We start from the raw sequence: 13,348 nt of genomic DNA on the forward strand, positions 1-13,348 counted from the left end.
CCTCGTTTCTCCATCACAGTTGTTTTATCGCTCTTACTTCCGATCTATCTCCGTACGTTTGAATGCTTTTATCTAACTCTTTCAAAGCTTTCGTATGCCCTTCAAATGCCTCTACCATTTCTGAATTATATTGAATGATTAAATCAAGATAACTTAAAAAAGCATCTCGCGTTTTTCCATTCCATTTCGCACCTGTGACATATGCTTTTAAGTCTTTCGCTTGGTTTAAAGAATCCTTCATACCATTTTCAATGTTTTGTGCGTAAGAAATGGCACTTGCAGTGTTACTTCCTATAATTTCAACCTCTTTACCACTCATGTTGGTTCCCTCCATTCTTTGTATGCTTAATGGATAAAGTTTTCAAATTCCTTTTTCTTTTCTTCAAAAGCCTTGGTCGCTGCAGCGTATGCTGACGCTTTCTCCGATTCTGCTTTCGCTTTATATTCCAAATACTTTGCATAAGCTGTACTTTTCGCAGATCCAATATCGCTTAATGCACTTTTAAAATAGGATAATACTGTATTTAAGTCTTCATCCTTTTCATGACGTTTTTGTTCAAATTCAACTGCTGGAATTTTATTAGCTTCTAAACCATTACTTTTACTCTCATAATCTCTCTTCGCTGATTCAGCCTCTTGAATGAATTGCTTTAACTCTCTTTCTTTATCTTTTAAATAATCATGTAAATCATCATACCGATCTCGTTTCCTCGCACTTTCTGTAAAACCAGACGCATTTAAAAAAGCATTGTACAATTCATCTAACATCTTTCTCCCCCTTTAGCACAATAACTATGTAGTTAAATCCGTATATTTAAACATGAATATTCATTACATTAAGAATTAACAAATAATTATTTTTACATATTGCTATTTTATCAAAGGGATTTTAACATTTCCATATTTTATGAATGGCTTTCGCATTTTTCTTCAATAAAGTGAAACTTTAATCAATATGACTATGTATTTATGTGCAGAAATAATAAAAAACACTGCCAGGCGCAGTGTTTTTTATTACTACCTTTTATCCAATTCATTCGTATTAAATCCTTGCTTGAGAGTAAGACCAGTTCTTTCTTATTTCATCAACAACTATTTCTGGATAATCCCAATGAAGCGTACGAGTAGGCTCCCTGATTCGTTATACTATTTCTTGGGCTGTTTTGTTTTCTATATTCATTCCAATATTTTGGCTCAGTCGCTCTTAAAAGAACGATAGAAAAAGGATCTGATATGAATATCAGATCCTTAACTTTAATTTCTTAATACATACATCTTTTTACACGATAACTGGTTCATACGTGCTCAAATTATCATACTCAGTTTTTACAATACTAGGCGTAAGGTTAACACATCCTCAGATTCACCTTTTCCTGTAGCAGTGCATAATGTTTAATAAAATTAAAGCATATTTTTACTTACCAGACTTAATTTTTTCGTTATATTCTTCTAAAGTTAACCCTTTTTCTTTTAGATAAACAGCAACTTCTTTTCCTACATAACGATAGTGCCATGGCTCATACTTAATGCCAGTAATATTCTCTTTATCTTTTGGATAGCGGAGAGTAAATCCATATTCTGCAGCATTCTTATCTAACCATTTGAATGCATCGGTAGTTTCAAATTTTGCATTTAAATCTTCTACAGTATTCTGCCATTCAACTGAAATAATGTCTAACGCTAATCCAGTATGATGTTCACTTGCACCAGGATACTGAAGATATTCCAATGCCTTAGCACTAGCCTCTTTATCCGACAAACCTTGAGATTTATAGCTTTTAACTGAAGCATCATAATAAGTTTGTTGTAATTTTATAGCTCGATAACCTGATCTTAAATAAAGATTGATTCCCTCTTTTTTTGCAGCTGCTACCATATCCTGATAGGAAGTTGCAATTCTACTATCTATTTTCATATTTGGCTTCGCATTTTGGGTGATACTTGTTAATTCAATTCCTAGTTCCTTTGATAACATATGCTCTCTATTTACAAGGATAATTCTCCAATCATTAACATCAGAGATAGGTAAAACATCTTTTTTCTTCGCATGTATTTCATTTTTATTTTTATCGTTATTATTAGTAGTTTCCTGAGATGTTTGCTTTCCACTACAAGCAGCAAGACTCCATCCCATTGCCAATACCAATACTAAAATTATAAATTTTTTAATTGTATCTCATTCCCTTTTTGTTTATTAGTCTTTATACCAATTTCCCAACACGTCTCTAGGAATCTCCTTGAAATCCTTCAAAGAAACGGGGCCGACAAACTTTTTAATTCCATGTTTTTTAGAATTTTCATCCGAATAATCTTTTAAAAATTGAATTTTAAATTGTTTCTTACCATCAGCATAGTCGGTTACTGTCGGTACGATTGCCGCTTGTCGTATACCAAAAGTTTTATCTTCATACTTAACAAATTGTACATAAGATAATCCTCCAACCAATGTTTCTAGTTTTTCTTGCGCAGAAATAAGATTTCCAAGAGAATAATAGATTAGCGTTTCATGTCCATCTTTATTTTGTTTCCACTCAATTGGTTGAATTACATGTGGATGATTTCCAATTACTACATCTACACCTAAATCTGTTAAATATTGAGCAACTTCTTTTTGTTGCTTTGAAGGTGTTGAGGTATATTCTACTCCCCAATGCACCATAACAATCACCATATCAGAGCTACTCTTTGCCTTTTCCACATCATTTTGTATCGCTTTTTTATCAATTAAATTTAAAGTCCAAGACTTATCAGCTGGAATTTTAATTCCATTCGTACCATATGTATAATTGAGTAACGCAAAACGAATACCATTTTTTGTAATCGTTTTTATTTCATTACGCTCGTTTTGACTCTCATTAATACCTACCGGGATAACATCCGGATATTTCTTCCAGTATTCTCTTGTATTCGCAACACCTTTAATACCCATATCCATAGCGTGATTTGTCGCTTGCGTCACTATATTGAACCCAGTGTCCACTAAAGATTGGCCTACTTCTTCAGGTGTATTGAAAGTCGGATATCCCTGTACTTTTAAATTATTTCCGGCAATCGGAGTCTCCTGGTTCACGATAGCAAGATCACTTGATTTAACAGCTTTTTTGATATTTTCATAAATATAATTATAATCATATGAACCGTCTTTTTGTTTGCCATCTTTAATTACTGCGTCATGATATAAATTATCACCCGTTGCTATTAAATTCACAACCGATTGTACTTTTTTATCTTCCGTAAAATTAGGAGACTGTTGGATAGGACTTTTCTCTACCCAATTCGGTGCTTTTAATGATGTATCTATATTGGATTCAGCCGGTGGTAATGAAGCTTTAGATGTCTTAACATCTGTATTACCACAAGCGGTTAAAAGCACTAAAAAAATAAGACATACTAAAAAAAACTTTTTACTTTTCTGTAAAGTATCTAACATGTGATCCTCTTTTCTGTTTTATTCCTTATAACCAGTTCTAACAAATCATTCTTTACAACAACGTATTTTGGTTTTACCCTTAATTATGGAAGGACACTCTGTTACACCTGCTTCGGAATATACTAATAATTGTTTTCCGCTTTCTAGCAATCTATCGATTCCATCAGGATGTCGACTAGTTTGATATACCTATTCCAATTGCAATAACTTGTTTAATATTTAAACAAGATAGGAGAATCGTTCATATAGCCTCTTCTCTCGCTTTATGTTTAAAGTGCCTCCAAAAAAGGGATCGTTGCTGTACCCCTTTGCATAGTGCGAAATTTTTGTAACTAATTTCTTTCATTCAAGCGACAAACATTATACCGATAACAATAAGTAAGACCCAAGAACTTATTTTACCAATATACGAAAAAAGTAGCAATCTTTTGTCCCATATAAAGAAGCCCATTAGGAGAAATGAACGAGAGATTCATTCTATTCAATTCCTTCATTGATTAATAAAAAAACAAGCCACCCAACTATTGGATGGCTCTATACTATAAAGAGAATTTGTTATTGGATTACTTCAATTTCCCTTCAAAAACAATCTTCCTACCGCACGGCTCAACTACTGTTTTGCCGTCTTTCTTTACTTCATGAAAGATTGGCTCTTCCATACGACGAGACGGAGCGTAGCCTTCTTGTTCCATACGTGCTAAGCAGTCTGTAATTGTTTCATTTTCAAGTACTTCAAATTTCTTTTTATTAGGTTGTTTTGTCATGCCCTAACCTACTTTCTATTTTTCTTGATGCAAATTGATTTTTCATGTAGACCATATATAACATTGCGAGAATTCCCATTATAATCATAACCGCAATAAAAAAGCTTGTATACTGTATTTTTTCTATAAATACGCCGCCTAATACAGGTCCCATAATACTTCCTAAACTAAAAGCGATTCCGGATAATATATTACCTGCCGGTAGTAAATGTCTCGGTAATAAATCAGTCATAAATCCAAGCCCTAAAGAGAAGCACGATCCAATAACCATACCCGCTAAAAGCATGCAGGCAAAGACGATCCAGTAATATTGATCAAATACGGCGGCAAGTAGAAAAATGCCCGTACTTATGCAGAACGTCCACGTTAAAATACGATCCCTTCCGTATTTGTCACTTAATATACCGAGCGGAATTTGTGTAATAATACCCCCAACTGCAAATGCTGGTAACAAGAAGGATACATCTGAAACAGACCACCCTTTACGAAGTGCGTATACTGGTAAGTTACTGTTTAACATCGCTTCAAGTACGCCATATGCAAGTGGACCTAGCAATGCAATCCATCCTAATCCAACAACTTGTTTATAACGAGAAAATGATGATTCACTCTTCACTTCTCTTTCATCTTGCGCTGGGAATGCATTTTTTGTTGGAAGTAGTAAAAGCCAACCTATTAGACAAAGTATAGTAGATATAATAAATGGTGTTGCAAGACCGTACTGCACAGTGCTTGCTAAATACGGACCAACGGCAAAACCAATTCCGAAGAATACACCGTATATCGATACTTGTCTCCCTATTTTACTTGGGTGTGATGTTGTCGTGATCCATGTTTGTGTTCCGACATGAAGCATATGATCTCCAACTCCAACTAGAAATCTAAGGATAAACCATACCCAAAATGAAAATGTTTGTGTAAAAAAGAATAATGAAATAATAACGAGAAACCCACCTATAACAATAATCGGCTTCATTCCAAACCTTTGCATCGGTTTTTCAAGAAACGGCGAAATAACTAATATCCCAATGTACAATGCCGTCGCATGAATACCATTAATACTTGAACTAACCCCTTCTTGTTCAAAAATCATTGCAATGGCCGGTAAGAGCATTCCTTGTGACAAACCCGAGATTGCTACAATCCCAACCATAATCCAAAAAGTAAAACGCATTGACATCCTCTGTCCCTCTCCTTCTCACGCTTCCACTTTTCATTATAAACTGTTTCTTCAAATGCGTGTACGAATATTCGCAATAAAAAACAAGCTAAAAGAATGAACCTTTTAGCTTGTTATCTTATCCTTCCCAAACTTGCGCTTTCACATTGTAATGAAAATGTTTAAAATATGGATTTTCATAAAATGAAGGTCCATATAAGTAATGTTGCATATGAGCTGTTAGTGGCTGCTGCATTTGTAAAGGAACTACAGCTGGTGAAACTTGCATATACATCGGATCTATCATTATTTTTGTATAGATATGATGATTATATGGCGAATAAGCGATTAAGGATGGTTTATGCATTGATAATCTCCCCTTATACATACAAATGTTATAGTATATGCAACACTTCTCATTTCGGGGATTATTTCTGTTCTAACCAATCCTCTACATGTTTTATAAATACATCTAAACAATCAATAAACGGCGAGTGTCCGCAATCTTCTAATACCTTCAACTCTGCATTTGGCAAATGTTTCGCTAATTCCTCACCGACTACTTGCGGTACGACATAATCTCTATCACCTTGTATGACGAGTGTTGGCGCTTTAATACGATGAATTTGTTTACTTCCCTCTACAACCCCATTATGTTCATCTGAAATATTAAATGTAATGAGCGCATAATTCACATCTACGAAATTACGTTGCGTTAACATATCATCTAAATACTTTTCATAACGATCCGGTTCAGGTTGATTATGTGTATATATTAATAGATTCCATACTGTACGGTAATATAGTTTGTTCATATTTTTTATCGCATCTAATACTGGAGCGATTTGTACTGGATCTTGCGCAATTTCTTCTTTCGTCTTTACTAAACTTGATACAATCGGCTGCCCATTCGTATCTTTTTTAAAGATTGGGTATCCTTTCATTCCTACTGATTCTACTAAAATTAACTTTTCTACAAAAGTTGGGTGATTCGCTGTAAATTGCATCGCAACGCCACCACCCATTGACCAGCCCATTAATGAAAATTTCTCTAGCTTTAACTCGTCAATAAATAATTTTACATCGTCTGCAAAGTCTTGTAATGAATCTATCGACTGATTATACGTTGATTGTCCAAACCCTCTTAAATCAAGAGCGTAAATATGGTATTGATCTTGCAACTTTTCAATAACTAAATCCCAATGTTGTGACGATGTCATGTTCCCGTGAATGAGTACAAGAATATCTGTATTTCGCCTTCCAACTTCCTGATATGCAATCGTTTCTCCGTTCGATAGTGAAACAAACTCCATTGTTGCAGGCTTAATCATCACAAGTTCCCCCATTCTATTTAATAGAAAGAAAATTCTTTACTTAATTAAAGAATAGCACGTAGAATATACGTTCGCAACATAAAACCTATAAGAATTTTTTACATAAATCAACATGTCTATTACTAGACAATTATTATAAAAAAGTATATAGTTAGCTAGGTAACTAATTTGAAAGGATCAAAATACATGGACGAAAAACAACATTTTTTTCACATCGTCAGCCAGACTTCTCGAAAGTTTACGAAGAAATTTAATGAACGTGTATCTCCAACAGGGTTATTTAGTGCGCAATGGGCTGTTATTTTCCGCATTAATCAAACTGGTTCTTGTACGCAAACAGAATTGTGCCAGTATTTAAATGTTGAATCACCAACGATGACTCGTACGTTAACACGTATGGAAACGATGGGATGGATTATTCGTACAGAAGGTAAAGATCGCCGCGAGAAGCTCATTTCTTTATCCGAAACAGCGATAAAGATGATTCCAGTATGGCAAGAAGAAGTTGATACTTTCGAAGAAAAAACGCTAGAAGGTATTAATGAAGATGATTTACATCAAGCATTTCAAGTGTTACAACAAATTATTAAAAATTTAGATTAAATTGGAGGGATGACGATGCAAAGTGAGAAACTTTGGACGAAGGATTTCCTCGGAACTTGTTTTAGTAGTCTATTTCTCTTCTTAACATTTTACATGCTTATGACTACTCTGCCTGTCTATGTTATAGACGGCCTAAAAGGAAAACCTGAGGAAATTGGTTTAGTTGCAACTGTGTTTCTTATTTCTTCTGTTTTATGTAGACCATTCACAGGAAAATGGCTCGATGATTTAGGAAGAAAGAAAATATTATTTATTTCACTTTCATTATTTTTAGCCGCTACTGTTATGTATTTCGGTGCGCAAAGTTTATTCTTATTACTTGCCCTTCGCTTCTTGCACGGTATTGGGTTCGGGATGGCAACGACAGCTACTGGTACGATTGTAACTGATGTTGCGCCAGCTCATCGACGAGGCGAAGCGCTTGCATATTTCGGCGTATTTATGAGTCTGCCGATGGTAATTGGTCCTTTTTTAGGTTTAACAATTATTTCTCATTTTTCGTTTACTGTATTATTTATCGTTTGTTCCGTATTTTCATTACTTGCATTTTTATTAGGACTACTTGTAGATATTCCGCACGAAGCACCTGTTAGCAAACAAAAACGTGAAAAAATGAAATGGAAAGACTTAATCGAACCATCTTCTATTCCGATTGCACTTACAGGATTTGTTTTAGCCTTTTCTTATAGTGGTATTTTATCCTTTATTCCTATTTATGCGAAAGAACTCGGTTTAAGTGAAATTGCAAGTTACTTCTTTATTTTATACGCACTTGTTGTTGTCATTTCTCGTCCATTTACAGGAAAGATTTTTGATCGCTTCGGTGAAAATGTACTCGTTTACCCTGCTATCATTATTTTCACAATCGGAATGTTCATATTAAGCCAAGCACAAACTTCATTTTGGTTCCTTGGCGCAGGTATGCTAATCGGTTTAGGTTACGGGACATTAATTCCGAGTTTCCAAACGATTGCGATTTCTGCCGCTCCAAACCATAGACGTGGTTCTGCGACAGCTACGTATTTCTCATTCTTTGATAGTGGTATTGGTTTTGGTTCTTTCATTTTAGGTATTGTCGCAGCGAAATCCAGTTATCATAATATGTATTTTATCGCAGCTATTATCGTTGCGTTCACTTTACTTTTATATTATGGATTACACGGACGAAAACAAAAATTCAAGAAACAACCTACAGACGGAAAAATTTCCGCTTAGCGTTAATAAGGAAAGTAAACTTCCCCGTTTACTTTCCTTATTTTGTATTTCTTTCAAGACGAGCGTATACTTATAGTAGAAATAAAAAGGAGGGCCATATATGAAACTAAAAAAATCTCCCCTACTCTTACTTATACTAACATTCATATTTGTAATTACAGGGCTTGGGTTTACTTACTTCAAACAAAATAAAACGACCCCATCAAAACATAATGTGACAAAAGAAAACTGGTTAAATGACCCTTACTTACGTTGGTCGTACACACACATGAAAGAATTCACTTTAGTTAATGACGTAAAAAACAATCCTGACCAAATTGCTCACTTCCCTTCCGCATTGCAAAACTTAGACGATTTTGCTGTGGAGCGTAGATTCGGAAATACAACTCCTCTAAAAAAACTTTTAGATGATAACAAAACAGATGCTTTTGTCGTTGTACATAATGGACAACTTGTTTACGAACGATATTTCAATGGGTATAAACAGAATGAACCTCATGGTATGGCATCATTAGCAAAAGTCTTTACCGGGGCAATTATACAATCTCTCGCTGAAGAGAATCGTATCGATTTAGAGAAAACAGCTGACACTTACATAAAAGAATTAAAAAACACACCGTTCGGTAATGCCACACTTCAGCAATTAATGGACATGCAAGTTTCAGCTGAATATCCTACTCATGGATATGAGCAACCTGGGCTAGAAAATCAAGATGCACAATTATATTTAGCTAGCAATATTTTACCCCGCGGCAAAAATTACGACGGTCCGATGAAAATTTATGATATGTTACGGGAAGCCGAAGAAACGGCACCGCCTGGTTCTGCCTTTTCTTACAATAACGGATCAACAGAAACGCTCGCTTGGATTATTAGAACTATTACTGGTAAATCACTAGCTGAAAATGTAAGCGAACGAATTTGGTCTCAAATTGGTATGGAAGAAAACGCGTATTACGTTACAGATGAAACGAAAATAGAACAAGCAAGCGCTGGCTTAAATGCAACTGCTAGAGATATGGCGAAATTCGGGCAATTACTATTAAACAACGGGGAATATAACGGAAAACAAATTCTCCCTTCTTCTATTACTGAAGATATAAAAAATGTCCAAGAAGGTGAACTTGCAATTAGCCCTGGAGCTTCCATTTCTTATCATAATCAATGGTGGATTCCCCACAATGAACAGGGTGCTTTTGAAGTGTTAGGTAGTTACGGACAAACACTTTACATCGATCCGAAAGCAAATATGGTAATTGTCCACTTCTCTTCTAACGCTATGCCAAGTAATGAAATACATTCGACTTACTCAAATATGTATATTGATATTGCACATCATTTAGAAAAGCTTCCACAGTAGTGGAAGCTTTTTCTTATTTCGGTGTTTTATTTGAATCCATTATATTATTCCAGGTTTAAAAGCATTCGTAAATCTACTATACTCATCATGGTTATTCATCATTAAACTTTTTATTAGCAATCCAATAAAACGTTACGAAGAGTGTCAATAAAATCCATACTATAGTTAGTAATCCATTGATTATTGCGTTTGAATTTACTCCCCCCGTGACTAACATTTCCATTGCATACTTACTCATACTGGCTGGATTAAGCTGATCCATTATTGGATTCAAACCGACGATTACTCTACAAGCTAAAAGGAAAACAATTGAAATTAATGCAATCATACCTTGACTTTGAAAAATAGCACTTATCATTGTTGTGAAAGATACGATAAAAAGAACCCAAATTAAATAAAATAGTAATCCAGTAATTAGGTGTGCGAATGGAACAACAGTAAAAAGATAATTTACATATATATAAGAAGTAACGAATCCAATTGTTACACTAAACGCTACCATTAAATAGTTCGACACTATTTTCCCACCTACATATGAAGGAACAGTAACAGGCCTTGTTAAAATAAAGGCCAACATACCATTAGCTTTATCTGTTTGAATAGCACCCATCATAGAAATCACTAGAATCATAAGTCCAAGCTGATCAAACTGGGATCCCAAAGTACTCGCTAATACTTCGCCCCCTTTTTGCGTTGCCATACTCGAATCAATGGTAATTCCCTGTCCTCCACCTAACGCTTCTAAAATTGATGGCAAATAATGAGTTACTATCGGTTGTGTTGCGCCTAAAAATATAAAAACAATTGGTAGCCAAATAATCTTGAAATCACGTAACATTTGAACACATTCTTTTTTTATCAATACAATTGAGTTATTCATTTTTGCACCACCAATTTCAAGAAGATTTCTTCTAAAGTATCGTTGCTCATTTCAAATTTAACGATGTTCACTTTATGTTCGAGTGCATTTTGCAATAACATATTTTTATTTATTTCAATGCTTTCAACCTTCACTTTGATTTTAAGCCCAACCACTTCAACGTCCTTCACATACGGTAATTTTTTTACAATTTCAATCCACTTTTGATCTTTAGCTGTTATTTCAATCATTAATTTATTTTCACTATTACGATGTAAAAGTTCCGTAATCGTTGTATCTTCTATTTTTGTTCCATCTTTTATAATGACAAATCGTTCACAGATTTCTTCCGCATCGCCTAATATATGGGTTGATAATAAAATGGTTGTATCTTTTTTTATTTCTTCAATTAAATTCAATACTTCCCGTCGGCCGATTGGATCTAATGCGGATACCGGTTCATCCATGACAATAAGTGACGGTTTATGCAATAATGCTTGTGCAATACCAAGTCGTTGTTTCATTCCACCAGAAAATGTACTAACCTTTGCGTTTTCTTCGTCCTTTAGTCCAACTTTCTCCAAAATCTTTGGAATCGACTTTGACAATTCTTCTTTTTTCAATCCCGAAAGTTGGCCCATAAAGGTAAGCGTTTCTCTCGCTGTCATCCAATGGAAAAAATTAGGATATTGCGGTAAATAACCAATTTCACTTTTCATTTTTGATATTTTTATCCCATTCAATAAAACTTCACCAGCAGTTGGATGAATAATATCCGAAATTACTTTTATTAATGTGGATTTCCCTGCTCCGTTCGGTCCAATTAATCCGACGCATTCCCCCGCTTGCAGTTCCATCGAGAAATTATTAACCGCAATTTTTCTTTTAAATACTTTTGTTACATTTTTAATCTCTAATTTCATAATTTCTCACTATCCTTTCTCCCTATAACGAAGTAGAAAATAGGTCCCAATACATTAATGAAAAGAATAATGAACGTCCATACAAGTACATTTTTTCTTGTTTTTCTATGTCGGTATAAATCAATGAATGCAATGAAAACTAAAAGTACCCCCACTGCAATAACTGGCAATATAATGGGTAGAAAAGTCATAATATCAATGTCTTTAAGATCATTCAATCCATAATGTAGTTGCATTATTGTCATTCCTCCCTAAATTCATTCTCATTATTGATAATGATAAAACACAAACGAATGAATTGCAAACTTTATTCTCATTATTTATAATGAGAATAAAAATACATAATAAATAAGGTGAGCGAATGAATAATAAAGTTGAAATTTTAATGCATCCGGTAAGAATGAAAATTTGCCAAGTGTTAATGAGAAATAAGGAAGATGGGCTAACACCATTAGAAATGGTAAAAATCATTAAAAATGTACCACAAGCCACACTATATAGACAGCTACAAACTATGGTTGATTCTGGTATCGTCCATGTAATTAAAGAAAAAAAGGTGAAATCTGTTTCTGAAAAATATTACGCAATCAATGAAGAAGATGCAAAAATTGAAGGAAGTGAATGGAAAGGATTATCTGATGATGAAAAGTTAAACTACATTTCCTATTATCAGTTATCACTTATGACACAATATCAAAGTTACCTTAAGAAATTAGAGGAACAAAACAGTCAAGAAGATACTGCTACTTTTTCTGTAGTAGAATTAAAGCTAGATGAAGAACACTTTGGAAAATTTCAAAACGAACTTAACGAATTAATGATTAAATACTACAATAGCCAAAGTAAAGGCGACGAAATAGAGACTCCGGTTCGGACTGTCGCTATTACAATTATTCCAGAAACTTAAATTTACTCGATATAAAAATGCAAATCAATAATTTGAACTAAATCCTGAAAACAGGATACCTCTCAAAACACCTAAACCATCTGCTTCCTATATTCTCTTTAGGGGCTAGGTGGTTTAATTTTTCTTGAATTCACACACAAATGTAGTAATGAATGTATTACTTTTGTTATCTTTTATAAGTAAAAAGCTTCATCTTTTTAATGAAGCTTTCTATCACTTTATTAAAAAGATAATAAATTAATCGTTTCCTTTAAAACACTTCCCTTACAAAGATTGTCTGTTCATATTGGTCGAAAATTTCTTCTATAGATGAAAATAAAGTTTCTTCCGGGATGATGAACTTTATTTTTTGACCATTTTTTAACATGAAGGAAATCGTTCCATTATCATTAAAACCTGTATGAAACGTTCCTCGTTTATTTAATAGTACCTCTTCAATTATATTTATTTCAATTGAAAAGTTATTCTTTAATTGCAAGAGTTCATGTACATCGCCAGTATGTATTTTTGCATCTATTTCAGTTTCTAAGTTTAATTGTTTTTTCTCAATTTTTTTGAACCAAAACAAAAACAATAGCTCTGAAATACCAGGTAATTGTTTTTTATAAGCATGTCGGCTATGAAACTGTCCGCCAATCTTTATAAAATATATACAGTCACCTGTAATAAAAACTTTATAATATATATCTGCCGTAAACATTTTAGGCTTTAAAAGATAAAAACTTTTGATCATAATTCCCCCATCAATTTTAAATGTATTTGTATAAACATTTTTAGCTAGATTTGTGCTAAAA

16 protein-coding genes are annotated in these 13,348 nt (G+C 33.9%); 4 read left to right on the forward strand and 12 right to left on the reverse strand.

Going from position 1 to position 13,348, the window contains the following annotated elements; genetic code table 11:
- Positions 1–13: 13 nt before the first annotated feature.
- From ACX9TM_RS16635 to phaZ, 8 genes are all read right to left on the reverse strand, one after another.
- Positions 14–319 (reverse strand): WXG100 family type VII secretion target, encoded by a 306-nt coding sequence (locus ACX9TM_RS16635; protein WP_000014538.1) that lies wholly within the window; start codon positions 317–319, stop codon positions 14–16.
- Positions 320–345: 26 nt separating this feature from the next.
- Positions 346–768: a hypothetical protein gene (locus ACX9TM_RS16640; protein ID WP_000883457.1), complete on the reverse strand. Its 423-nt coding sequence runs from the start codon at positions 766–768 to the stop codon at positions 346–348.
- 646 nt (positions 769–1,414) lie between these two features.
- Entirely contained in the window at positions 1,415–2,146 is a 732-nt protein-coding gene (locus tag ACX9TM_RS16645) for a M15 family metallopeptidase (protein WP_000241995.1), read from the reverse strand.
- A gap of 48 nt (positions 2,147–2,194) precedes the next feature.
- Positions 2,195–3,430 carry a CapA family protein gene (locus ACX9TM_RS16650; RefSeq protein WP_072769951.1) on the reverse strand — a complete coding sequence of 412 codons (1,236 nt, stop codon included), beginning with the start codon at positions 3,428–3,430 and terminating at the stop codon, positions 2,195–2,197.
- A 563-nt stretch (positions 3,431–3,993) separates the two neighbouring features.
- Positions 3,994–4,194: an NETI motif-containing protein gene (locus tag ACX9TM_RS16655; protein ID WP_000166303.1), complete on the reverse strand. Its 201-nt coding sequence runs from the start codon at positions 4,192–4,194 to the stop codon at positions 3,994–3,996.
- Positions 4,178–5,374 (reverse strand): MFS transporter, encoded by a 1,197-nt coding sequence (locus tag ACX9TM_RS16660; protein ID WP_065382101.1) that lies wholly within the window; start codon positions 5,372–5,374, stop codon positions 4,178–4,180. Before ACX9TM_RS16660 ends, ACX9TM_RS16655 begins: the two co-directional genes overlap by 17 nt.
- A 118-nt stretch (positions 5,375–5,492) precedes the next feature.
- Entirely contained in the window at positions 5,493–5,720 is a 228-nt protein-coding gene (locus ACX9TM_RS16665) for a hypothetical protein (protein ID WP_000549500.1), read from the reverse strand.
- A 61-nt stretch (positions 5,721–5,781) separates the two neighbouring features.
- Positions 5,782–6,684, reverse strand: coding sequence for an intracellular short-chain-length polyhydroxyalkanoate depolymerase (phaZ, locus tag ACX9TM_RS16670; protein ID WP_000594877.1), 903 nt, complete (start codon positions 6,682–6,684; stop codon positions 5,782–5,784).
- 189 nt (positions 6,685–6,873) lie between these two features.
- Here phaZ and ACX9TM_RS16675 point away from each other — a divergent pair, with 189 nt between their 5' ends.
- The 3 genes from ACX9TM_RS16675 (at position 6,874) to ACX9TM_RS16685 (ending at position 9,865) form a co-directional block, all read left to right on the forward strand.
- On the forward strand, positions 6,874–7,290 hold the full coding sequence (locus ACX9TM_RS16675) for a MarR family winged helix-turn-helix transcriptional regulator (protein WP_000343680.1): 417 nt from the start codon (positions 6,874–6,876) through the stop codon (positions 7,288–7,290).
- Between the two features lie 15 nt (positions 7,291–7,305).
- On the forward strand, positions 7,306–8,505 hold the full coding sequence (locus ACX9TM_RS16680; protein WP_001190318.1) for an MFS transporter: 1,200 nt from the start codon (positions 7,306–7,308) through the stop codon (positions 8,503–8,505).
- Between the two features lie 100 nt (positions 8,506–8,605).
- A complete protein-coding gene (locus ACX9TM_RS16685) occupies positions 8,606–9,865 on the forward strand; it encodes a serine hydrolase domain-containing protein (protein ID WP_065382100.1) in 1,260 nt (419 codons plus the stop codon).
- A 91-nt stretch (positions 9,866–9,956) separates the two neighbouring features.
- Here ACX9TM_RS16685 and ACX9TM_RS16690 read toward each other — a convergent pair whose 3' ends face one another.
- The 3 genes from ACX9TM_RS16690 to ACX9TM_RS16700 are packed head-to-tail and all read right to left on the reverse strand — an operon-like array spanning position 9,957 to position 11,883.
- Positions 9,957–10,745: an ABC transporter permease subunit gene (locus tag ACX9TM_RS16690; RefSeq protein ID WP_001065773.1), complete on the reverse strand. Its 789-nt coding sequence runs from the start codon at positions 10,743–10,745 to the stop codon at positions 9,957–9,959.
- The gene (locus ACX9TM_RS16695) at positions 10,742–11,647 is read right to left on the reverse strand and encodes an ABC transporter ATP-binding protein (protein WP_000764116.1); all 906 of its coding nucleotides are present in this window, start codon (positions 11,645–11,647) and stop codon (positions 10,742–10,744) included. Before ACX9TM_RS16695 ends, ACX9TM_RS16690 begins: the two co-directional genes overlap by 4 nt.
- Complete coding sequence (locus ACX9TM_RS16700; protein WP_001175971.1) at positions 11,644–11,883, reverse strand: PLD nuclease N-terminal domain-containing protein; 240 nt, start codon at positions 11,881–11,883, stop codon at positions 11,644–11,646. Before ACX9TM_RS16700 ends, ACX9TM_RS16695 begins: the two co-directional genes overlap by 4 nt.
- A gap of 125 nt (positions 11,884–12,008) precedes the next feature.
- Between ACX9TM_RS16700 and ACX9TM_RS16705 the strand changes: the two genes are divergently transcribed.
- Positions 12,009–12,554, forward strand: a complete 546-nt coding sequence (locus ACX9TM_RS16705) for a transcriptional regulator (RefSeq protein WP_001060889.1) — start codon at positions 12,009–12,011, stop codon at positions 12,552–12,554.
- 250 nt (positions 12,555–12,804) lie between these two features.
- Here the strand turns inward: ACX9TM_RS16705 and ACX9TM_RS16710 are convergent, their stop codons facing one another.
- Positions 12,805–13,287 (reverse strand): hypothetical protein, encoded by a 483-nt coding sequence (locus tag ACX9TM_RS16710; RefSeq protein WP_000597307.1) that lies wholly within the window; start codon positions 13,285–13,287, stop codon positions 12,805–12,807.
- Between the last annotated feature and the right edge of the window lie 61 nt (positions 13,288–13,348).

The sequence above is a fragment of the Bacillus sp. LH1 genome, assembly GCF_057924895.1.